The 26,063-nt window shown below is 66.9% G+C and carries 1 protein-coding gene (cut by a window edge); it reads left to right on the top strand.

Going from position 1 to position 26,063, the window contains the following annotated elements; all coding sequences use genetic code 11:
• Positions 1–25: 25 nt before the first annotated feature.
• Positions 26–26,063, top strand: partial view of a sigma-70 family RNA polymerase sigma factor gene (locus tag ABZW96_RS30000; protein ID WP_355079071.1) — the 5' portion only. The gene runs 17,957 nt beyond the window's last position; only the first 26,038 of its 43,995 coding nucleotides appear in the window; the start codon lies at positions 26–28; the stop codon falls past the right edge of the window.

The raw sequence follows: 26,063 nt of genomic DNA, 5'->3' as shown, positions 1-26,063 counted from the left end.
CACGCATCGATGAACGCGTGCCCACATGACGCTGCGGTTGCCGGCCTGGCTCCCCCCGGTCGTAGTGATGTGTGTCGCCGGGCACTTCCCTCTGGGCGACGAGGACGCGGAACGACGCGCCGCCGACGCTTGGTCGGATAAGGCCGAATGGTGTCGTGAGCAGGCTGAATACCACGAAGCCAAGGCAAAGCCGCCCGAGGGCTCACACGGCGAGACCGTCGCCGCGATCGCCGACAAGCACCGGCGCACGGCCGAGCGCTTCCGACAGCAGGCCACCAATTGCGACAGCCTCGCCAGACAGCTCTACGAGAGCGCCAACGCCACCGAGCTGCAGAAGATGGTCATCATCAGCATGGCCGTGATCCTGGCCATCCAGCTGGCCCGGTGCGCCCTGATGTTCGCGGCCGGTGGTCCGATCCAGGCCGCCATTGCACAGATGGCGACCCGGACCGCGGCGCAGCGCGCGTGGATGAGGTTCGTGGCGTTCCTTTCCGGACGCGGTGCGGAACTGGCGGCGGAACGCGGCTCGATGGTGCTGCTGCGCAACGGAGTCGTGATGGGAGTAGCGCTGGGCGGCGGCACCCAAGCCGGCGCCCAGGCGATCCAGGTTGCCAAGGGCGACCGCGAACAGATGGATTGGAAATCCATCGGCGTGGCAACGGCCGCCGGCGGTGTCGGTGGCGCCCTCGGCATGCTGTTCGGACTCTGGGCGGGGCCGAAGGTCGCCACCATCGGCGCGAACGCCAACAGCACCGCGGGGCGGGTGGCCCTGCAGCTCGCCGGCACCACCATGGTCGGCGCCGGAGCCGGAGCCGTCGGCGCTCTCGGCGGCACCGCCGTCTCGCTTGTGCTGTCCGACCAGCCGTTCAGCCGCAAGGCCTTCACCGAGGGCCTGATCCCCGGTATGGGTAGCGGATTCATCGGCGCGGCAGCCTTCGCGGCACAGGGGATGCGCAGCCGGGCACCACTTCCCGACACGACTGCCGACCCCGCTGCCGCACCGGAGGTCACCAGGGCCGAGCCGTCGCCTGGTTCGCTCGTCGACGCACTGCGCTCGCATGGCATCGTCACCGCTGACTTCGATCCGAACAACCCCTCCCACACCCATCAGCAACAACAGATCGACAATCTTGTGGCGCTGCTGCGCCAAGCCGGGGCAACCGCGGACGCACCAGCCCGTCCCACACTCCCGTTGAACAATGCCGACTGGCAGCCCGCGAATGTGCCGAATGTGTCGCCCGACAACCTCAACCCGGTCAAGTCTGTCAAGCCGCCCTCCGACGCTGTTGCCACACCTGCTGATCCGGCCCCCGCAGGGACAACGCCGAAAGCTGACGGAGGCAATCAACAACCCGATGTGTCGCCGCCGAAAGAGTACAAGCCGCGTCCGGAGCAGCCGTTCTCCGTGCCGAACAACAGCATGGACTGGGAAGCACCCGCGGGCATGCCCGGCGCCCTGATCGACAACGTCAATCCCGTCAAGACCGTCACCTTCCCCGCGGCCGCCATCGCGTCCACCATCAACCCGGTCGGCGTGCCGAGCATCGGGACGGATCCGACATCGGCGGAGGCGCCCGGGTCACGGAACGCTCCCGCCGCACGACCGGATTCCGACACCGTGGGCGCCGCTGAAGCTCCTGTCGACGGGGAACTGCCTCCAGCACCGCACGACTCGAATAACAGCACCGCCGAGAACGCGGGCACAGCACGGCAGACCACCGAACATGATCGCCCTGCAGCCGGGCCGGACCACTCGGGGCGACCACACCCCGCGGACACCGGCGAAGACAGTGCTCGACCGGCAGACGTCGCGCCCGGGTCGGCTCACGGCAACCGGGTCGGCTCCGAGAAATCACCGGCGGCACCGCATTCGCCGGAGCACGCCGCGGTGCCGGACAACGCCGCCGCCACGGCCCGACCGCATCCCGGCGGCCGGGACACGGCGGGCGAGGGGCCGGCCGGACGAGGCCGCGCTGTCGCGGATGCCCGAGGCGACGATCCGGCGGGCGAGGGGCCGGCCGGGCGAGGCCGCGCCGTCGCGGATGCCCGAGGCGACGATCCGGCGGCCGGGCCATCGTCATCGGCACGGCAACGAGGTGTCGCAGCGGACGAGGAAGCCGCTCCGCGCACCGTCACGGCCGACCCGCACGACGCATCGGCGCAACAGAGCACGACCGTGCCTGCGACCGAGCGCCGAGGGGCACAACGGGTTCCTGGCGTGGCCACCGATCCCGAGCCGGCCGTGCCCGAGCTGGTACCGGCGGCGCACAAGGAATCGGCCGACGGCCTGTCTTCGGACCACGACGTGTCCCCGAGTATGACGATCACCATCGACCAGTCGCCCGCTCCACAACGCGGTGATTCCGGTCCGCGCTCCCCCGGCGGGGACAGGTTCGTGGACGCGGGCGGGCAGCAGCGCCAGACCGCGCAGCCGTTGGGCGGCCCGGCGCGACCTGCCGCAGGCGCCCAGCCCGGCACACCCGCTGCCGGTTCGCCGGGTGCTGCCGGAGGCAATCGGCCGCCACGTGTGTCGGCCCCGAAGGCTGCTGCCGCGGAGCGCCCTCCCGCCGTCGAACCGGTCCGAGGAGCGCGCGGGCCGGCCGAGGACGGCCATGCCCCCTCAGGGTCGGCAACCGCTCACGCCACCGACAATGACAACCGGAACACACCACCCTCGGCCGCCGAACCGGAGTCGGAGCACGGTCGCACGGCTGACGGCACCACAGGCGACGAGACCGCGCGAGCCACGCATCCGGGCGAGGCGAACGCACCGGAGCACGCACTCCCGGCCGACGACAGCGCGAAAGGGCAACAGGCCAAAGGTCATCCCGATGTAGTCGACGAGGCGGGACCATCGAAACCGAAGCCCGGCGAGTCCGATACCAGCGGAGACGATATCCCCGGCGGTCGAGCGGCCGACGACAGTGCGAGTGAGCAGCAAGCGAAGACTAGATCCGATATCCCCGACGACACGGAGGCGCCACCACCCGAGTCCGAATCCGCTCGCGCACAGAGAGATTCGGATGCTCCGCCCACCGCTCGCAACGAAGACCCTGCCGCGGACGCGCGTGCGAGGGCGAGAGCCGAGGTAGAGCAGCGTAATGCGGCCGAGCGGCAGCAGAACGAGCTGGTGCGCGAACACCACCGGCAGCGTGTCGAAGTGGCGGCCGAGCGCGAGCGGGCCGCCCATGCCGAGCTGCAACGGCAGGAGAAGGCCGTACGGGTGGCGGAGCAGCATGAGCGGGCCACCCGCGTCGGCTTCGGCGACGAGATACGCGATCTGTTCGGGCGGGGCACGGCGGAGGATCGAGTGGCCGTCGAAGCCGCGCGGGCCGCTCAGGAGCAACTCCGCCAGGCTCAGGCGAAGTTGGCCGAGTGCCGGGATGCGTACGAGGCGGCGGTAGCCCAGCATGACGCCGCAGCCCATGCCAGAGCCCGTGACCTCGTCGAAATCTCGGACAACGCGGGCGTTTCGCTGATGAACGACTACAAGGCTGGGGTGCTCACCGATCGCGACGCTGTGTTCGACGTCGTTGCGCAGGAGCGAGTTCGCGCGGCCTTGGATGCCGGTCGCGCCAACGGGGCGTTGCGAGAGCCGGGCAGCACAGCTGACGGTACGAGCCCGATGGCGAACGCCGCACCGGAGTCGTTGATCGACGCGATGGTGCGGGGATCCATCGAGGAGCGCATCGCGGCGATGACCGAGTGGATTCGCCGGGGCGACGACCGGCATCGGCTGGTGCGAGAGACACAGGTTGCAGCGTTTCTGCTGCTGAAGCACGGCCCGGTCGATATGAAGACAGGCGAGGGCAAGACCATCGTGATGACGATGAAGAAGCTGGCCGATGCCATCGATCACGGCACCGCACATGCATGGACCAGCAGTGACCTGCTCGCCGGTGAGCTGGCCGCTGAGTTCGAGGCGTTCGTGGCGCGGCCGGAGGCGGATATCGGGATCGATGTGGTCCGGATGGATCAGGACGGTCCGTTGCCGGATCCGGTGCCCGGCCGTAGCCGGATCATCGTGGGCACGAAGGAGGACTACCTGTTCCGGGCGTTGAAGGTCGCGGATTCGATGATGAACGAGCTCGCGGCCAGTGGCATGTCGCCCCAAGAGGTGACGGCACTGCGGGACTTCCTCAACACGAAACCGTCTATCGATCTGATCAAGGAGAGGCTGGATACCGCGGCATCCGATCACGGCCTGGACCTCCGGTACGACCCGTTCCCGGCGGGCAAGCTCACCGTCGACGAATTCGACACCATCTTCGACGGCAATTCCGAATGCGTACTTTCCCCCGGGGCGGCGGAGGAGGCCCCACCCGAGGTGGTCGCCGAACTGCAGGGGATCTGGGATCGGCTGACGACAGCAGAGCGCGAACACGGCTTGACGGCAGCGGATTTCAAGAGGCCGGAGAACACCCGGGGAATGTGGGCCGCGGAAACGACCCCGGCCGCGGTCGCCAAGCTGGAGAGGGTGGCGGGTGGACCGGTCACCGCCTCGGAGCTGAAGCTGTACGCCGATGCCGCCAACGCCCGCTGGGGGCTGGAGAAGGGCACGCACTACATCACCCGGGCGGACGAAGGCGAGGGCGCGAAGATCGGCATCCTCGCGCACGAAACCAACGACAAGGCGATGTGGGACAGGACGAAGTCGACCGAGGTGCGCTGGCAGGACGTCGGTCAGTTCGTCGACCTCAAGGAAGGGCTGCCGGTCCGGGCGAATCAGGAACATTCGCTGCGCATGTCGGATCAGCAGTTGATCGGCAGCAAATTGCTGTTCGAGCCGTCTGGTTTGTCCGGGACCATGAAGGGCGTCGAGGGCATCACCTACGACCTGTACGGCGTGGGGCCGGTGCCGGAGCTTCCGACATTCTATACATCGCAGCGGGTCGTGGAACCGCCGAAGTTCTACGAGAACACGCATTCGAAACTTACTCAGCTGGCCCGCGACATCGTCAGGGACGCACATGTTGTCGACGGGGAGCAAACGGGCCGTGCGCAGTGGGTCGTGTGCATGGACAACGGCGAAATCCGGGGCGACCCGGATGCCGGGCGGATCGGACTGATCGACCTGCTCCGCACGGCGGCGAAGGAAGAACACGGCGAGGCATTCGAGCTGAAGTTCGAGGTGGTCGATGCGGATTTCTACGCCGAGCACGGCGGTAGCAATGCCGACGCCGAGGCCCTGGTCAGGCAGAAGATCGAGGAATTCGGGGACAAGGGCACCATCTATATCACCAACAAGGACGGAGGCCGCGGCGCCGACCCGACACCGTCGCAGGAGGTGATCGATCTCGGCGGTGTCGACGTCAAGGTCAGCGGCGGGCCGTCGTACTCCGAGCGGGTGAACGACCAGGTCGACGGTCGTGGCGCCCGTGGCGGATCCGGCGACGACCGGGAGCACGGTGGCACCCCGGGTTCGGCGGTGCACTACGTCTCCCCCGAGGACTTTCTCGGCAGGGTCACCGACCACGGCGTCACACAGCAGGTCGTCCAGTACACGGAAGCCGTCAAGGCCCACCGGGCCGCCCAGGAACAGCACGAAGCCCTCAACACCGAGGCGACGCGCATCGAACTGAACAGGACCGAAACGGCGCTGCGAAACGCAGAGTCCGACCTGTGGAAGCATGCCGTCCCGGCGATGAAGGACGCCGTCGAGCAGAATCAGCTCGCCTCCAAGTACGCGAGCGCCAACCAAGCCAACGCCCCACCCACGGACGCACATGGCACCGCGACCCAGCAACCCCAGCAACCCCCTCCCCGATCCGCGGGGACCGCGGCTCCGCATGCGACCGGTCCACATGCGACCTCGCACGCGCCTGCCGCCACCCACAACGGCACCCCCGTCCCGACCGCCGCAGGCCTCGCCGCCGGGGCAGCATCCAACCTGGCTTCCGGTAACCCACCGGTCGCAGCCAACCTGCGTGACGAGCACGGCGACAGCACCCTCCGCCATCTCCTGCGGGTGCTGGACGCACCCGGCGGACAGGCGGCCGCACCGTTGCTGCCGGTCGCGCAGGCCGTCCGCGACGCGACATTCGATCAGGTCGAGTCGCAAGGGATCCCCATCGGCACCGACATCGCCGACCACGTGCGCGAGACCGCACGAAATCTGTTGCACACCAGCCTGAATCGACTCGATCCGGCGCAGCGTCAACTCGTCACCGACGCCGGGACGGTGCTGCAGCAAGGACACCGGCTCGAAGACGCGCACACCGCAGCCGTCGCCCAGTTGGTCGCGCAGGTGCCGACCGCCCAACCCGTCCTCGCGGCCCCGGTGGGTACCACCGTCCCGTTCGACCAGCTGCCTCCCGGCGACCGCACCGAGACACTGCAGCGGGCGCAGCAGGGCGATCGGTCCGCCGCGCAGGTGCTGGACCGCCATTTCGGCCCCGCCACCGCCCAGGCCATGTGTGCCGTACTCAGCGGGGATGCGGAGCACGGCACCCCACCCGCGCGGATCCAGCTCCTGGCGCACGCCGTCGCCCGGGCCACGCTCGGCGCCGCCGAAGCCGGTGGCTGGCAAGTTCCCCCGGGCATCGATATCGGCGACTGGCTGCTCAGCCGAGCGCGAGACACGTGGCTCGACAGCCTCAATCACCTGAATCCCGCCGTACGCCGACTCGTCAACGAAGCGCTCGATCCCAAATTCCGCGGCGACGACCTCACCGACGCTCAGGTCGCCCTGTTCGGGTGGGTCGCGCAGGAGATCGCAGTACAGGCGACCGACACGACGGCCTGGCAACGGCAACCATGGGCCGAGAACCGCGACCGTGCGAACTCCGCGAGGACGGCCGAGGCAGATCGAAAAATCAAGCAGGCCATTGCCCGACAGTTGTTCGAGACGTTCGGCATCGAGGTGCTCGGACTGGACAAGCCGGGGATCTCCGTCGACACGGCTCTGTCGATCAGGAACGCGATAGTCGACGGTTTCGCGGCTGGACAGGAGATCAAGCTCGACGTCGTACTGGTCGCCCCCATGGTCGGCAGTACCGGCGCCTGTATCTGGACTCCCGAAGGCATCGAAAAGGACGCCCCGACCTTCATGGTCCTGAACGAGAACCTTTTCGGCAACCCGGACAGATTCCGGAACGCCATGCGGAAGGCGGTGCAGGCAGGCCACCTGATGGCACCGACCGGCGATCCCGCATACGACGCCGTCAGTCATGAGATGGGCCATCTGCAGGATCGAGCCGCGCGGAAGGGGCTCTACGACGAAAAGCCGATTGCTCATCTACGAGACGGAGCCGTCCAGGGGAAGGACTACGAAGACTCCAAAGAGGCACGAGCATTCGGATTCCTGTACACGCATTTCGCCGAGTTCAAAAAGGCCGGCATGCTGCCACCGGACCTCGATTTCGATGATTGGCTGGGCCAGCTCGACTCATACAGCACAAGTAAGAAGAAGCGCACAGAAGAAGATCGCCTGTACAAGGCCTTCGTATCGTGGATGAATCAATTCGAAAGTCGAGAGGCTTTCGACAAATGGCTGCAACGAGCCGAGGTATCACGGGTTATCGGTCCGCTGCGCCGGGTTTTCGGCGGGGATACAGAAGACGATCGAGCGGGCTGGGCCGATATGAAGCTCGTATACGACGCTTGGTTGCAGCAGCTCGATCCCCACACTCGCAGGCAAATACTCGCCGACGAACACGATCCAGCCCATCCCGATCCGAACTCGGCGGCGAAGAGGGAAGCCCTGGGCACTTACGAACCTGCGCTCGGCGAACTCAAAGTGTTCAATCCGGCGGAAGCACTGGCCGAGGCGAACAATGCGTTCGGCAGGACCGCACCGGCCGATCGCACACATCCCGCCTACGTCCTGCAAGCCCTGCTTCGAGACATTCCGTATTTCCAGGTGTTGCGGGAAGCCGAACAGCGCAATGCCCTGGTGCAGGCGGACTATCGCGGTCCGGTCCCGGCCGCGTCAGAGTTCGGCACGAGCATCGCCTCGAACGGCCCGTCCGCATCCCTGGCCGCGAGATGGCGCGCTATGTCCCCCGCCGCGCGCGCCGACTACGCGGAACAGCAAATCGCGTACTTGAACCCCGAGGCCGGTTTCGTGCTCGACGAGTTGGCCCGGCTCCAGGCGGAGCACCGCGCCACGGTCACATCGACCCCGGACCGCACCGCACAGAAGCCCGAACCGCGAACGCCTCAAAGCCATTCATCGCGTGCGGCGACCGGGCGACCTGACGGCAGGTCGGCGTTCCCACCGGAGTTCTGGCAGCAGCACAGCCGGTCCCACGCGCGGGCAGCTTTCCCGGCCCCGGTCCACCTCGGCGACCCCGACGATGCGCAGCCGGACCCGACGCGACCCGTCCCGGACTTGCCTCGCTCAGTCCAGGCGTCCAGGCGTGCTGCTTTCGACAATTTCCGGCGGCAGATCTTGGCGGTCTACGTCGCCGGCCCGTCGATCGAACGGAGCGATGCGGTAGCCCGCGCCCTGGCCGATGCCGACCCCGAGGATCTGCGGCGCGCTCTCCGCGAGGGCGGGCTCGACCCGAACCAGCAGCGGGTGCTCCGCCAGTTCTGGCCGGGCCAGTCGGACCGGATGGCCGCAGCGGTGCTACCGGCTCTCGGCGAGGACATGGACCCTCTGCTGTGGGCTGCGATTCGCAAATTCGCCTCGGCAGTCGCTCGCGTCCGGGCATCCGGAGAATCTCTCGCACAGGTGGTTCCGGAACCAGATCGGACCGAATCCGACGCTCCGATCCCCGACAGAGGCGGGCTGACCCCCCGGGAGCTCGAGGTGTTGCGCCTGAGTGCGCGCGGCCTGTCCTACCCCGAAATCGGCCCGCTGATGGGGATCTCGCACAAAACCGTCCAGAGTTACGCCCGGCATGCGTGTGCCAAACTCCGCTGCCCGAGTGTGATTCCCGCGGTCCTCGCGGCAGATCGGGAGGGATGGCTGGACGAACCATCCGGCCCGCACGTCGACGTCGAATTCTCTCCGGACGAGGTCGCCATTCTCCAGCTGGCGGCGAACGGCCTGGACAATCGTGAAATCGCTACCGAGCTGGCGACGACGCGGTATCGGGTGCGGACGTTCATGGCCGCGCTCCCCGGCCGGTTGGGTGTCGAGGGCAGGCTGCCCGGGCTGCTGGCGGCACAGCGGCAGGGGGCGTTCCAGCCCGGCGATCCCCACTCCGCGGCAACGCGGAAGCACGTCGACCTGTCTCCGCGCGAACGCGAGGTTCTCGACCTGGTTGCGGCCGATCTCACAGATCAGGCGATCGGTGACCAGCTGGGAGTTACGGCAGCTACGGCACGGGGCTATCGGGTCCAAATCCAGGCCAAGCTGGGCACCTCGGATCACGAGGAACTCGCAGACCGGGCGCGTAGCCTCCAGTCGCCTCCCGCAGAGGCGCGGACCGTCGAACTGAGTGAAGTCGAGGCGCTCCTGCTCCATCTGGTCACCAAGGGAGCGCCACCCGAGGCCCTCGCAACCGCACTCGGCATGCCGCGGAGCCAGTTGGATCCCTTGCTGGTGCAACTGGCCGACAAGATCGGTACGCGCGGCAGGATCCGGGTGTCGGCGCAGCGACGAGAACCGTCATCGCAGCACGAGAGGCTCGAGGCGCTGGCCGAGTCGCTGCCGGGCACGAGCCGTGATCCGGCAGCGGTGTCCTGGGCCACGTTGCGCGCCTTCCGATCTCGGATCGCCACCCGCCCGTCCGAACTGACCGGGCGTGAACCCGAGGTGCTGCGGCTGGCCGCGCAAGGCCTGTCACTCAAAGCGATCGCTCGCACGTTGGGCGGATCACACGCCACCGTGATCAACGAACTCGACAGCATCGCGGTGAAGCTCGGAACCCCTGATCGGGCCGTGCTACTGATGGCGGCGCAGCGGGCATGGTCGGCGGAGCACCCGGAACCGATACCCGAACCGACGGCCGACGTCGGTCTGACACCGCAGGAGACCAGTGTCCTGCGCCTAGTGGCCCGGCGGTTCACGAACCCGGCTATTTCGGCAGAGCTGGGCCTCTCGGTGCCGTTGGTGAAATACATCCGGCGCGGCCTACGCACCAAACTCGGTATCGACGACACCGCCGGGCTGGTCGCCTGGGCACTGCACAGCGGTATCGCCGTCGACGATCGCGCGGACGCCCCGGACCCGGAGTTGCAGGCACGCGTCACGGACGCGCTGCGGCGGGCAACGGCGACGGATACCGACCGAGAGTCGACACCCGACTCCCACGAGGCCTCGTCCATCCCCGCCGGCATCGACCGATCCGGCGAGGCACCATCGGCCCAGTCCGCCGAAGTGGCCTCGGACCCGGCCCAGAGCGCGCTGGCCGAGCAACTCCGGCTGCCACCCGCTGCGGTGACGCGGGGAGCTGTACGCCTCGCCCTCACCCTCGTCGCGGAACAGACACGAGCCATGCCCACCGCCGCGACCGGCATCGACGGTCAGGAACTGAGTCGATGGATCCGGTCCCAGCTCGAACTGCACGCGGATCAGGAAGCGGCCACTCACGAGGGCGCGCTTGCGGAGCTGGAGCGGCGCGACGACGAAGAATCCGGACCTCTGGATGCGGCCGACCCTGAGGCTGATCCACTGGACCAGAACGGTTTCGGCAATCGGCGCCGGACCCTCGACCAAGAGTTGCGGGCACTGCTGGGGTTGCAAGACCTGAGCCCGCCCCGGCCGATGACCACGGGCGAGGTGCTGGCCGAGCTGTACTGGATCACGAGCCTGACGGACTCGCCGGAGGTGGAACACCTTGTCGCCGCGAGTGAGACCTTCCTGTGTGCCACTCTCGAACCGCTGGCGGCAGTCCCGCTGGATCCGGTCCAGATCCACACGCTGCGCAGCCAGCTGGCGCAGCAGGTGGGCGTCGCCGACGACGAACTGACCCGCACGCACGCCGAAGTGCTGGCCGCCGACGAGACCGTCGTGCCACAGACGCGCCGTCTGGCGGAGCGCTACCTCACCCTGCGCCCGAGCCAAACCGAGCAGAAACCGACACGAGCCGATATCGCCCGGCTGGCGGGTGTGGGCAACTCGTATGTCAGCAACGTGTTCAACGGACGATTCGGCGTCAAGAAGCCGTGGCACGGCGAGACTACGCAACGCGTCCTGGCCGCGGCTCACCGGTTGGGTGTACCGCCGGACCGCGCGGACATCGCGGCCCTCACCGATCCGAACTTCGTGACGCGTCGCGTTCGTCCGGCGCGCTGGATCGGCGACGAGTTCGTCCCCGCGCGGATCAAGCCGCAGCCGCCTCGCGACACGTTGGCCGACGCAGCGGGTGCGGCCAAGGCCACGGTCCGTGATGTGGTGAAAGGCTCGGGCACGCACGATGACATGCGGCTGGTGCGCAGTGCGGCCGACGAGATCGGCTTCTGGTATCACCCGGACGGGCCGATGGGAACGTTCGACGCGATCACACTGTCGGAGAGCGAATTCCACGTGCTGCGCCTGATCGCCGACGGCATCACCGAAGATTCCCTCGCCGCCGTGCTCGGGATGACGCCGGACCAGTCGAACCGGCTGCTCGTCCGACTGGCCGAGCGGGTGGGATTCGAGGGGCCCGTCCGTATGCCCACGAACGCACAATCGAGCGGTTTGCCCGACGGCACCGTGCCGTCGTCCCCGAAGCGCACCGATCTGTCACCTCAGCAGCTCCAGACTCTGCGACTGGTGGTGGCGGACTTGCCGTATACCCCCATCACGGGCACGGTCCCCGCGGACACCGTCCAGGCGTTCCGTTCCGCCCTCGCGGAGCAGCACCCCACCGCACTCACCGGCAGGGAAAGGGAAGTACTCGCGCTACTCGCCGAGGGCCTGACTTCCGGACAGATCGCGGCCAGGCTCGGGTTGTCCCGCAACACGGTGAACGGGTACATCGCGCGCGCGGAAATCAAGCTGCATACCGACGGCCTGCGTCCCACCGTGCAGGCGGCGCAACAGCACGGACTCACCGGAGAAGCAGGTGCCGACCAGCAGCAGGTGAGAATGCCACACGCCGAAGGCAACACCGACGAAGACGGGGACACACCGCGGCCTGCCGCGACAACGACCTCCGGCAACCGCAATGACCCCGTCGCGATCGACCTCGATCCCGACGAGCCCGACACAGGCGACTCGGAATCGGCCGACTCGCAGACGCCGAGTCCCCCGTCAGCTCAGGTCGGCCTGCCGGACGCGGCTATGACGGTCGTCTCTGGACAGCGCCCGCTGACCGAACGTCAGCGAGCAGTCCTCACCTTGCTCGCCGAAGGCAAGAGCATCGCGGAGATTGCCGAACACCTGCAAATATCCGAGGCATCGGTCAAGAACCACACCGAACGGATCTGCCGCAAACGCGGGGTATCGAACCGGAGCGAGTTGCTGGCGACGCTCACAACACGGTTCGACAGCATCGAGGATGTCGATATCGATGAGCTCGCGGACACACTGGTTGACCCTGGACAACTTCCGCTCACCGAACGCCAGCGAGCAGTCTTCACCTTGCTCGCCGAGGGCATGAGCAATACAGAGATCGCTGAACGACTGCAGATATCCGAGACAGCGGTACAAACCCACGCCGAGCGGATCTATCAAAAAGTGGGGGTCTCGGATCGGCGCGAGTTTCTTGCGTCGCTCACATCGCGTTCCGGCAGTGTCGAGGAAGCCGAACCACTGTCCGTCGATGAACTCACGGACGGATTGGAATATGACTGGCTCGGGCTGGACGGCCTGCCGCCGGCGGACTCGCCGCGCTATGCCGAGCTCAGGCACGCGGTCGAGCGACGCATGCCGGCGGTGTTGCGGGATGCGGTGGATGGCGACCTCGCAGCGCTGCTGCGCGCAATAGCCCAATTGCCGGAGGAACGGCAGCGGCGGTTCGCCGAGTCGTACTACCTGCATGGGACGCCGCGGCATCGGATGGTGCGAGAGCTGGGCATCGAAGTCAACACGTTCAAGAACCTGCTCGAAACCGTCCCTCCGATACTGGCGAAAGTTGTGGCCCGAGGAGCGGTGTTCGAACTCGGTACCGACATGCTGCCACCGCCCGGATCACCGGAGTATGACGACCTGCGGGCGGCGGTGGAGGCCCGCCTGCCCGCTGAACTGAGGGAAGCAGTAAACGGTGACCTTCCGGCACTGCTGGAAGCTATCGCCGCGCTTCCCGATGTCCCACGGCAATACGCTGAACTCGACTACCTGCGGGGATTGGCCACTGGCGAGATATGGCGGGTCATGGGCCGCGTCCGGGGATCGCTGCGAGGTCAGGTACCGCGGACGTTGATCAGGTGGCTGTCGCGGGGACCGATATTCCAGGTAGGGGTCGACGAGCTTCCGATACCCGGATCCCGCCGGTATGCCGAGCTGCTGCTGGCAGTCGAGGCACGCGTACCGAGCGAGGTGGCCGCCGCGATGAGGGGTGATCTGGCGGCGTTGCTCCGCGCGATCGAACGGTTGCCCAACGAGCCACGGACATACTGTGAACTTGTGTACTTCGGGGGTGTGCGCCTCGAGGAGATCAGCGACGCTTTGGGACACCGCACGAGGCGAGACGATGCTTGGGTATTGCGGAGCGCAGCACCCCGTCTCGTGGCCGACCTTCGCCGCGAGGCAGGCACGATGCGGCTGCCATCGGCGTCGACACGTGGTCACCTGGCCGAGAAGTTCGGCGTGGACCTCAGTCGGCTTCAGACGAATCCGCTCGCGGGCAACCGAGCACGGACCGAATCCGAGGCCGCACGCGCGCTCCTGGCCGACCTGCTCGGCATCGCTCCGAATCTACTGCGCCACGGGCTGGTACGCCAAGCGGTGAGCACCGTGCAGGCGCAACTGCAGACTATGAGTTCGGAGGAAGTTGCCCAGGCAGTCCGCGGCGGGCTGGTCACAGGGCTCGGACCGTGGATCGCGAATCGCATTCGGTTCGACCGGGAAATCCAATCGTCGACGGCCCAGGCGATCGATGACGGAGCGCTGTCCGCAACAGAGCGAAATCGCCTGTATCGCGGAGGCGAACAGCTCGATTCCGAGCTCGCACAGCTACTCGGCCTTCCGGAATTGCGCCCGTTGCCCGACGACGCCACCGAGCTGCCGACCGAGTTGTATCGCGTCGCGGAAATCAGTGACTCGCCGGAAATCGCGACGCTCGCCGCCGCCCTCGAGAACTTCTTCGTAGGGCACGACATCGACAGGTTGGCCGAACTCTGGGATGCCGACAACCGAACCGAACGCCATGTGTTCCGCATGTCGGAGCTGCTCGGCACCGGAACCACCGGCGCCCGCTCCCCTTCGGCCGCGCCTACCAGCGGTGACGCCGAGGAAACCCACCCCGGTCGGCGCCTCGACACTCAGAAGATCGCGACGTTGCGTGCGGAATTGGCCGCCGCATGGGGAATCGACCCGGCCCGGGTGCAGCAGGAGCCGGTCCGGCAGGGTCTCGACCTCGTGCAGAGCCGATTACGGGCTCTGGGCCCGGACGGCTGGCGCCGAATCGCCGAACAGGGACGGATACCGGACGTACTGTCATGGGTTGCACGCCGAATGGCATCGGATCCGAGCGTCCCCAACCCCGAACTGAATCAGCAGTTGGCCCAGATTCTTTCGACCGCCGGATGGGGGGCTACCTACGCGCCGCCGGCCGACGATCCGTTGGCCGTGCTGCGAATGGTGGCCGATGCGACCGGAACACCGGAACTCCGTCATGTGGTCGAAGTGGCCGAAATCTTCCTCGAGCTCGATGAGCGCGATGCTGATCGGAGGCCGACGAAAGCGGACGTGCAGCGGCTCGCCAACGTCGACCAGCGGTCGATCGGGCATGTGCTCGACACCTACGCACAGCGCGGCAAACCCGCGCGCACCGAAGAAGAGCAGCGCGTCCTTATCGCAGCACAGTGGTTCGGGTATCCGATACCGCCCGGCTACGACAAGGTCATTGATCCCGCGTTTGCGCGCGACCGGTTTACTCCGCCGCGCTTCGTCAATGGTGGCTTCCTACCGGGAAGCTTTGCAGCGCAACCTTCACCGGCCAGGGTCGGGCGTGCGGCCGGCGTCGACAACAAGAAGGTCAGTGCGGTCTTCAGAGGAACCATCGCGGCCGACTCGGATGTCGGGCGGCGGGTGCTTGCCGCTGCCGATCAGCTCGGGTTCTGGTACCCGCGGGCACAGGAGATCGAGTTCGCCCATCTGCACGCACTGCGCACCGAACTGGCCGAGCTGCTTGGTATCCAGCCCCATGCGATAGATCACGCGTACGTGCGAGCCAGGCTTCGCAGGCTCACCGCGGTGAACATCCCGGACCTGGACCGATTCACCGAGCTGGCTGAAGCTTTTCTCGCACTCGGTGTTTGGGAGTTGGACCGGCAGCCCTCCGCCGTGGACGTGGCCAAGTTGGCGGGTGTACATCCCACCGCGGTCGGCAAGGCGATGAATCGCACCGAACCGACCCACTCCGAACTGGAACAGCGCATTCTGGTCGCCGCGCACTGGCTCGGCTACGAGATCCCGGCGCATCTGCGCATCACAATCGATCCGGACTTCATTGCGGAACGGTTCACCCCGCCGACACTCGAAGACGGCGAGTTCCTACCCGGAACATTCGTGGAGCAGCCCTCCCGCGCCCAGGTCGCGCAGCTATCCGGCGTCGACCAGTCGACGGTCAACGGTGTGCTTCGGGGCAGCATCCCGGCGCAAACCGAGCGAGCGCGTCGTGTACTCACTGCGGCTTCGGCACTCGGCTACTGGATCCCGAACGAATCGCAGGTGTTCGAGCCGCTACCGGACAGCGATGCGGATACTGCCGACACCGCGGACGCGCCGCCCTCACGCGAAACGCCCACGACGGCCGCCACGCATACCCCCGCAGGTGTCGCTGCGGCCCTGCAGAACAGCCTGCCCGGCGCGGTCAAGCAGGTACTCGACCATATCGATGTCGAACTGCGATCGATGACCGACGCCGAGCGCCGCGACGCCGCCGACCGAGCCGACCTCACCCGGCTCCCCGGCTGGGTGGTCGACCGCCTCGCCCATGAAGCCAAGGCTCAGGAGCTCGCCCGCGAAACCACCACCCCCGAGCAGCGCGCCGAATGGCAGCACCGGGCAGAACAATTCGACCACGAACTCGCTCACATCCTCGGCCTGCCCCAGCCAGGAACCGGATGGACCGACCGCATCAGCAGCGACCCGCTGCACCACCTCCGCGCCCTCACGCGCCGCCCGGACGCGCCCGCCGAACTCCTTCACCTGGTCGACACCGCCACCCGATGCCTGAATCTGCAGGACATCGCCGCGGCCGTCGAACCGCTGCACCAGGCGCTGGCCGACTGGCCCATCGCCGAACACACCGACCGGGCCGCCGCGATCGCCTGGGAGCTCGCGCTGCAAGCCCGCGACGACGGCGGCGGGACACCCGAAATCTCCGCTGCCATCCACGGACAATCAGGTCAACGCTGGATCGAGATCCACGTCGGCGACGACAGCCGCACCCTGCCGGCGCGCGAGAGCGGCGACCGCCCCGGGTGGCGCGCCGTCGACCTTCTCGACACACACACCGAAACATGGGGATGGGCGCTGCCCCGCGACAGCGGAAAACAAGTCTGGTTCAAGCTTTTCGAAACGGCCGACACCAACGACCCCTCGCAACCACCCCACGAACTCATTCTCGACCTGTCCATACCGCAGGGCTCCTTGCAACAGGGCCCGGGCCTCGCGCGGCGAGCAGTACGACAGCGCTTGCGACAGGCCGGTCACCCTGATCCCTACGACCTGACGGTACTCGTATCCGACCTCGTCCAAAACGTCTACCGCTACGCCGACCAAGGCGACGCCAGGGTACGAATCCGGATCGACGGAAGCACGATTCGCGTCGGAATCACCGATACCAGCCGTGGCCTACCCGCGCGACAAGAGGCAACCACCCAGGGCACCGTCAGCGCCGCCGCTTTCACCGATGACCAAGCCGCCGAATGGGACGGAACCGGGATCGTCGCCGACACCCACGGTTTCTTCCTCGGCATGCTCGAATCAATGGCCTCGGTCTGGGGTGTGATCCTGGAACGCGCCGGCGGCAAAACCATCTGGTTCGAAGTGCCGATGCCGCCACCTACGGCGTCCGGCACTCCCACCGATCAACCACCGAACACACCCGCATCCGATCCGAACACTCCCGGATCGATCGGCATCGACCTGACCGGACTCGGCCTGGACCCTTCGACCGCCAGCTCGAACCCCGATCCCACCGACGCGAACGACGAGACGCGGAACCGGTCCACCCCACCCACGGACACCGACAGTCGGCGCCAGCCCACGCCCGGCACCCGAATCGACCCGGTCGCCCTCGCCCTCGACCCCGACGAACCCAACGCGCCGGAACCCGCCACACCGGAACCGCCCGAACAGCCGGCTTCCCCCCAACGAGCGTCGACGAACCCGAACGAACACGATCCGGCTGCACTGCCCACAACCCAGGAACTGGTCGCGGATCCGGAAAAACTGAAGACGTTGCGGCAGGAAGTCGACGCACTGCGGCGGCAACTCCTCGAGCTCAGCAACGGACGCGCGGATCTGTCGAGCGCGGCAGCGGTGGACAGGTTGCTGGGGGCGCTGCTGCAACTCGGGCGAGAAGGCAAGCTGAACCCCCGCCAGGCCCGCGCACTCCCGCTGGTCGAGGAGTATCGCGAGAAGTCCGGTCTCCTCGACGACGCCGAACGAGTCCGCGGCCAATACCGGGAACACAAGGCGAATGCCGCTCACCAGACGGATCAGCCGGAAGGCATTCGGCCGACGGAATCGCGTGGACCGGATCCCGTCGCCATCGATCTCGACCCCGACGAACCAGAGACATCGAGCACGCCTCCACCCGGCGCTCCACGGATCCACCCCCACCAGCCGGTGAATTCGAGCGAGCACGCAGCCACCGGTCCCGATGAAAGCCCTCCCGCAGGCCGTCAGCCCGACAACGCGGAATCCCGTGAAACCGCGCAGTTGCGGGCACTCCGTGATGCGGTCGCCGCGAGACTCTCCGGCGCAGTCGAGGTTTCGAACGATTCCGTGCTGAATCGAGCACCCGCTCTGATCGATGAACTGGTGGCCTTGCGGCGCCAGCCGGATGCGCAGGTCCCGGCGGAACGGCTGCGGTTGCTGGAGCAGTTCGCGCATCAGATGTCGGCATGGCTGGCCTGCGCGGACGAAGCCGCCGAGGAAAACGCCGCCTACGAGCAGGGGCTGCGGGAAGGGACACCTGCCGTCCTGCGGGCTCGGCAGGACGCCGCGGAGATACGGCTCGGATCGGCTCTCGCCGCCGTCGCGGAGGTGTGGGCACAGACCGGCCCCCGAACAGACACGCCTATCGTGACCCGGCCCGCGGACCACCTCCGGCCAAAAGAGACAAAACGGCTGCGCGAGGTGGCCGAAACGATCTTCGGGGAGATGGTGGCCGCAGGGGCACCGCTCGATGCCGTGAACACCGCTGACCGCCAACAGCTCGCCGAGGCCACGCGACGCTATAACGCGCTATGGGATATGTCGCAGTGGCTGGAGGAACTGCTGACCTTCGCGGAGCAATTGGATACGACACGGATCGGCCGGGAGCGCCTCTCGTTCCTGCTCGACCACTTCCGCGCGATCTCGGAGCTATTGGCAGCAACCCAGATGCGCGACACTGCGGCCACCGCCCTGGCCGCTGCGACCGATCGACAACGACGACTCGCGCAAGCCGCTGAGAACTATGGCATAGCCGACCGCGTGGTCCGCGCTATCGCGGAGATGCTGGGCGAACCGCGGCATCGCGCGACGACCACTCCCCCGGCGGCGCAACCCGGCGCACTCGTCGTCTGGCCCGGCGCGGACGGACAACCCGACTTCATCGCGCAGACGCAGCCCCGGCAGCACGATCCCACCGAGCCCGGTCCCGGCGAGTCAGCGTCGCCTGATCGAACCCCCGAGGACCGCGCAGCGCAGCCCGGATCGGAACACCCACGGGGAGACCATGTCGAGGAACCCCGCGGCTCCGAGGAAACCGCACCGCGGCGCTACGTCGAGCAGAACCTGACGGTGGAGGACCTGGGTGCGGTCGCGGCAGCGAGCGATCGAGGCGCGCACGCGCACAACGAGGACGCCTTCGCCCTGATCCGAGCGAATGTCGGTGGCGAAGAGGCCACCGCACTGATCGTGAACGACGGTCTCTCCCGGCCGAAGGGCGGTCGCCGCGCCTCCGCCGCCGCCAAGGCAGCCGCCCACGATTTCGTGGTGGCGGCGCTGCGGCGGGCCGACCGCGACGGCCGGATCGATCCGGTGGCCGTAGTCGAGGGCGCCGTGGCCGCCGCCCAGGAGGCGGTACTCGCTTTGCCCCCGGAGTCTCCCGCGGCCGAGCCGCCCGCCACCACGATCGTGGTCGCGTTGATGGAGTCGGGACGGCTCACCATCGACTGGGTGGGCGACAGCCGCGCGTACTGGATTCCGCTGGACGGCGGCCCGCCGATACAGCTGACCAGGGACGACTCGAAGGTCCAGGATGTGCTGGACGTCTTCGACGACACCACTCGTGAAGAAGCCGAACACTCGGCGATCGGCGGGCCGGGTCTCACCCACAACCTGGGCCGCTCCCTGGATGGGCTGAAACCGCGCAAGAAGGCCCGAGACGTACGCGGCGACGGTGTCGTCCTGGCGCTGACGGACGGCGTGTGGGAACCGATCAGCCCCGACGACCCCGAACCCGTCGCGGCCATCGTCCGGCGGTCGCTCGCCGAAGCCCCTGGCGATCTCGGCGCCGTCACGCGCGCACTGGTTCGGGCAGGCATCGAAGCGGGCACAACCGACGACGTCACCGCCGCCGCGGGATTCCTGTCGGCCGCGAACATCGACAACCCCATGAATACGGCGACGGACCACGACGGACCCGCGACCCCGGCCGATCGCGGCGCTGACCCCGTCGCGATCGACCTCGATCCGGACGAGGCCGATCCCACGCCGGTCAGGCCACGACAACCCGGAACCACCTCGCCGCGGAACTCGCCGGATCGCGCTGGGGCACAGCCGGGCCCACAGCACGGCACGACCAACGAGGCGAACACTGCCGGCCGAGTCGGCACCCCGTGGGACACCGCACTGCGGCTGCGGCAGGTCCTCGAGCAGCATGTCGCGAGCGGACGACCGGAACTCGCGACCGCCCTGCTCCGGCAACGGTTCGAGCCCGAGATTTCGCGCCTTGCTGCTGATTTCGGGCAGCAGGCAGCGCACCACATCGCCGACGAGGTATGCGCGACGGCGATCGCACGCCTGGGGCGGCTCGGTAACCGAAATATCGAGTTGTGGTTGAATAACATTGCGCGAGAAAAAATCTCGCACCACCGCAGTTTCGCGGGCCCCTGGTACAGCATCCGGGAGTTCGTTTCCGAATGCGCGCGACTCGAGCAAACCGATCCCCTGCTCCAGCTGCTGGCCGAAGCCCGAACCACGGATGTGCGGCGCATCTTGGAGGGGTTGCCGAGCCACCGGCGTGATCGTTTGATCCGCGCCTTCTGGCCCACGAGTCCGGGCACATCACCTACCTCGCCCGACGGCACCGAATCCGATCGCGATGCGCTCTGGGTCGCAGCGCGGCAATTGGCCACAGCGGTGGCGACCGCGGCCAACTTCCCTGCCCGGCTACCGGTTCGGGCCGCAAGCAGCGCACCTCGGATCGCCCGACCCAGCAGCGCCGCCGCGACGACGTCCTCGCCCTGGCTCACCAGCAGGGAACTCGAGGTGCTCAACCTGATCTACCAGGGTTTGACCCCTGCGGAGATCGGGAGACGGCTGGGCGTCGACCCGAAGGCGGTCACGAACTACCAGAAGAGTGCGGCCAAGAAGTTCGGTACCACCGGCGCGATCCGGACGGTCCTGGCGGCCAAGCGGCAGGGGTTCGTCCACGACGGAAATCGACCACCAGCCGGTACGGTCCGCCTGGACCGCGAGCAACGACAACTTCTCCAGTTGATGGCCGATGGCCTCACGGATCAGGCCATCGCCGAGGTGCTGGGCGTGGCCAAGCTCACCGTCAAGCGCCGCCGGGCCCGGATCGGCGCCGTACTCGGCGAGACGAAGCGAACTCCGATGCTGATGAAAGCCGTGCGGCTGGGAGCCTTCGACGAACCTGCGAGCGAAGACACCACGCCGAGCGCACCCCGCAGACCGGACACCGTCGCCATCGATCTCGGCAACCCCGACGAACCTGACGCACCCAGCCCCGCACCGGAGGGATGGACGGGCGACGTGACCGGATCTCCCGCCGGTGCGCCGATCGAGTTGCCTCGCAGCATACGTCGCCTGCTCGAGGCAACCCGGCACGAACTGGAGGAAGTGGCGGAAGAAGCACTGCGGCCGGTCCGGGACTCCGGGAAAGACACCACGCACCTCCATGCTGAGGAAGCCGAGGAGATCGCACGGGCAATCAACGAACTTCGCGCCGGACAGCGCCTGCGGTTCGCCACGATGCTGCGCCGACAGGTGCTCGATGCGGAGTCGGCTCAGCTGCTGACCGAAGTGCAGTTGATGCGCGAAGTTCGCGAGCATTTCCGCTTTCTGAAGCCCCATATCGACAACGTTCACCGGTACGCGGCCGAGGTCCGCACCGCATCGGCGGTCCTCGCCGCCCGTGAGGTGCTCCGTGCGCAGGGCCTGCAACCCGTTCACGACGATCAAGGAAGGTTGGTCGACGGGATCGGGGTTCTGCCGGGACGCCGGATCGTGGTGGCGTCACCGCTGCTCGGCCAGCAGAACCTGCTGGATCTGCAGGTACCGGGCCTGCGGGAATGGGCAGCGCGCGAGAACGTGACGATCGAGTACCAGCGGGCATTGATCGGGGCGGACGACCAGGTAACAGTCGAACCCGTGTCGGGTGTTCACGACGAGCTGGAAACGGGACTCCGCTTCTATCGAAACCACGAGGATGCAGCGTGGATGAACGGGCTCATCGACGAACGATCCTTCAAAGAAAAGGTCGAGGAAGCGGAGCGGTCCGGCAGGAAGTCCCCCCCAGAATTACTCAAGGACTATACGGATGATTACACGACTTCGATCTTTGTTTTCAAAGTCACTTACAACAACGGCTTCCGGGTCATCGAGAAGCATGTGAGGGACAAGACTCAAGCCAACGCCGAAGAGCTTTCGACAATCATCCTTCAAGCCGCCGGCGCACGACCACCAGGATTCTTGCGCCGCAAGGATCGCGTGTTCTTGGTCGAGTACGTGCCGGGGGTCGAAGCCGATAAGATCACCGCCAGCGGCAGAGATGAGTGGGCACAATTCTTCCACACACCCGCCGCGCAGCGGCAGGGCCTCGGCGACACCGCGATCCGCCCGTGGGATCGACACGAGGGCGGAAATTGGCTACTCGAGCGCGGTATACATCTGCGCCCCATCGACAACAGCAACGGATTCGTAATTCCGTGGACGAAAGACGGATTCACCGATACCGACTGGATGAAAGAGGGATTCGTCAACCATTTCGTCAAGGCGATCAATGGCACGCCGACATGGGTCCGGCACAATTACCCGCGCGCCAGGATTCAAGAAATGCGGCGAAAGATCATCGACGCGGAATCGGAATTCGCGCGGCTGGAGCATGAATCCGCCTATCCGGATGTTCTCGAAATCCTCGCCAAAATCGAAGAGAACGCGGTGGATCCGGGAGTACCGCACGTCGGCCCTTCTGACGTACTGCACATTCTGGCGCGGATGCGTGATGAGCTCGCCGACAAGTTCGAACTCGATGGTGAGCGCGCCGACTGGACTCCGTCGGAGTGGCGCCGTGCGGTCACCGATCTGAAACAGCAGTATGCCGACCATATCGATCCGCTCGTCCGGCGTTATGTCAACACCTTGGACGGGCTGGTCAAACTGCATCTGCACGCGCAATTGAACGTCGTGACCGCTGAGGATCTCGGCGCCGGTCGACCAGACGTGGTCACCAACTATCTGGACAACCTGTCGCAATGGCTCACCGAGCTGGAGCAGGACTCCACCCCCACGCTTCTCCTCGGTGAGTCCGACGAACAATGGCAGGCCCGGTTCGATCGCGAAATTGCCACGGCAGCGGACGACGACGAGCACGCACCCCCAACTGATCGGGGTCCGGATCCTGTCGCCATCGATCTCGGCGACGCCGATGAACCCGACACACCTGCGGAGCAATCAACTCGGGGCACCGCGACGCCCGGCGCCACCCCGTGGTCTCGACCTGTACAGAGCGAGACGCCGCCGAAAACCGCTGCGCTCGAGGTGCGCCTTTCACGGCCCGATCCCACCGCATCGGAGCCTCGAGCAGGCGGCTGGACACCCTGGAAGGACAGAGCGTCCCTCACCGAGGCCGCGCGGAACGCAGGCAGCATTCGGAAAGAGGTCGTGCCACACTCTCGGTCGGAGCTGCAGGCACCGCCGACCACCGCGCGCATCGATTCGTTCGACGAATGGACCCGGGAACTTCGAGACCTGGGAATCGACACCGAACAGATGATGTCGGACCTGACGGAAATCTGGGACTACGTGCGCCTCGACCCGAAAGTCCACGCGACGTTCGGGAAGAGAATTCAGGAGCTCATGGATGAGTTCCCGGACATCGGCATGGCTACCGCACCCGTGTCCATGCCCGATTTCCTCCGGTACGGCCTGCCGGGCATGACCAGACGGGAACTCGTGTCTGCCGTCGCGAACGAGGTGCGAGGAATCATCGAGACATCGGCGATGGGACACATCGTCGAGCAAGAAATACCTGACAACGTACGGGTCGCCTACCAGAAAGTGGCCGGGTCGCTCGAACTCGCCCGAGTCGGGTCGACCCGACAAGAGTTCCGGGTGTTCACGCGACTTGTGGAAGGCAGGGACTATAAAGAAATCGCGACGGAGCTCGAAGTAACGCCGTGGGCGGTGCGGAAGTACATCACATCGATCTACGCCAAATTCGGCATCGAGGCGCGCAGCGGGCTGGAAGCAGCAATCCGCGCCCGCCACGCCGACAGCACCGCCGCGGCCACCTCGCGCAATTCCGCGGCGCCGACCGAGATCACCGATGAGACATCGCAAGCCGACAAATCAGCGCGCCGCCCCGGGGGCATCGACCCGGTCGCGATCGACCTCGGCGATGACACCGAGTCCGAGCACCCCGCACCCGCGCAGCCGAACACGCACGAGGCCCGGGACGACGCGAACATCCCCGAGCGGTGGCGCCTGGAACGTGCCTGGGATCAAGAGCGGATCGCCGCAGTTCGCGCGGGCGACCCCGGCGCTTACAACGAGCTGTACGAGCGGTACTACGGATGGGGTCTCGGTACCGCCATGGAGATTGTCCGCGACCGATCCGACGCCGAGGACATCGTGGCCGACTGCTTCGCCGACCTGCTCGTGAGGATCCGCCGAGGTGACGGGCCAGAGCTCAGTTTCGGCGCCTACCTGCGCACGGCCGTTCGTCACCGGGCGTACGCCGCCAGCGCTCGCGCCGGCCGGCAGGTCCCCACCGACGATATGGCCGCACTCGATCGAATCCAGCTGGGCGGCGATCGAGCACCGGAGGTCTCCGAGGAAACCCCTATCGGTCTGGCGTTCGAATCGATGCCCGAAGAATTTCGCACGGTGCTCTGGCTCACCGCGGTCGAAGGCTACTCCCCAGAGGAGGTAGCCGACCACCTGGGGGCTGCGCCGAGTGAAGTGAACAACCTGATCGCTCGCGCACGTGCCGAGCTGGGTCGGAAGTTCGCGGCGGAAATGCCGCAACACGGCCCGCTGATCAGGGCATTGGCCGCGCTCGCGGCCGACGACGTAGACCTCACCTCAGTGCTCGCCGAGGGCGGCGAAGCGCTTGCGATGGACGACGAACGCCTGGCCACGGATGTGGCCGTGATTCGAACAGCCCAGCATGAGCGGCCCGAACTGCTCGGCAGCGTAGTTCGACGCCTTCGCACCGGCCCGCGGGAATACTTCGTCCGCTGGTTCATGGGGCAGACGGTGGCCGACATCGCGGCCGCCACCGGGCGCAACAACGACCTCATCCGGAAGCGGCTGCACAACGCGGTTCGCACGGTGTCGATGGCGTTGTCCCACGTCGGATCTCCCGCTCTGCGGCGCTCCGAACCGCATCCCAGCGGACGCACCGATGAGGAGATGCTGCTGCTGGTCGAGGCGGTCTGGGCTCACGACCGAGATCTGCTGGAACCGGTCACGGGGCCGGTAACCGAGGCCGAGCAGGCAGTTTTCGACTCATACTTCCGGCAGGGTCGGACAGTGCCCGAAATCGCGACGGCGCTGGCCTGGAGGCCGAAGCGAGTTCGCCGCATGCTGCACCGCATCGCACGGCGCATGGCCTCGACCCTCTCGCCGGAGGTCGTGGAGCGGTACCTGAGTGGCGGACCCCTCCGGCGGGCCACCCAGGTCGATGTCGCCCGGGAAGCGGGAGTCAGCACGATAACTGTGAAACGAATCCTCGCTGGGCATCCGGATGCCGGACCGGAGACGATCGAGCGGGTCCGGGCGGCCGCGCGCCGTCTCGGTGTGCGACATGGGCGGGCCGGGATCGTCGCCGATGGCGAAGAACAGACGTCGAATTCGCCGGTTCCCGTTGTACGCATCGATCACGATCGAGTGCCGTACCACCAGCGGGGTAGGGAGTTGCAGCTCGTCCGCGGGACGTCGAAGGATGAGTTGCGGCGCCTGATCCCGTTCCTTTCCGAGGGAGACCAGAACGTCGCAACGCTGCTGCTCCTGGAAGGGCTGTCCGTCTCCGTCACGGCGGAACGATTGGGCCGCCCGGCTACCTCGGTGCAACAACGCCAACATGACATCGCCGACCTGCTGGCGGCAATGCTGTTGTCGGAGAATTGGGAACTACTGCTGGTCGAGGCGGTCCACGCGCACGAGCCTGCGATATTGGCAGCCTGTTTTCCGCGACTCACCCGTCTCCAGCAGCAGTATGCCGATCAGTACCTGACACAGGGCCTTTCGACACTTGACATAGCGAGGACCCGGGGTATCCAGCAGACCACCGTCAACAAGCTGCTGCGACGAATTGCCCACATACTGGCGAGAGAACTCCCGCCCACATTGGTGCGGCGCTATCTGAGGGCTGGCCCACTTCGTCGAGTGACTC

The organism is Nocardia sp. NPDC004168 (assembly GCF_040610355.1).
GTDB lineage: Bacteria > Actinomycetota > Actinomycetes > Mycobacteriales > Mycobacteriaceae > Nocardia > Nocardia sichangensis.
Note: the sequence above shows the minus strand (reverse complement) of the source record. Positions and strands in the feature narration are given on the sequence as shown.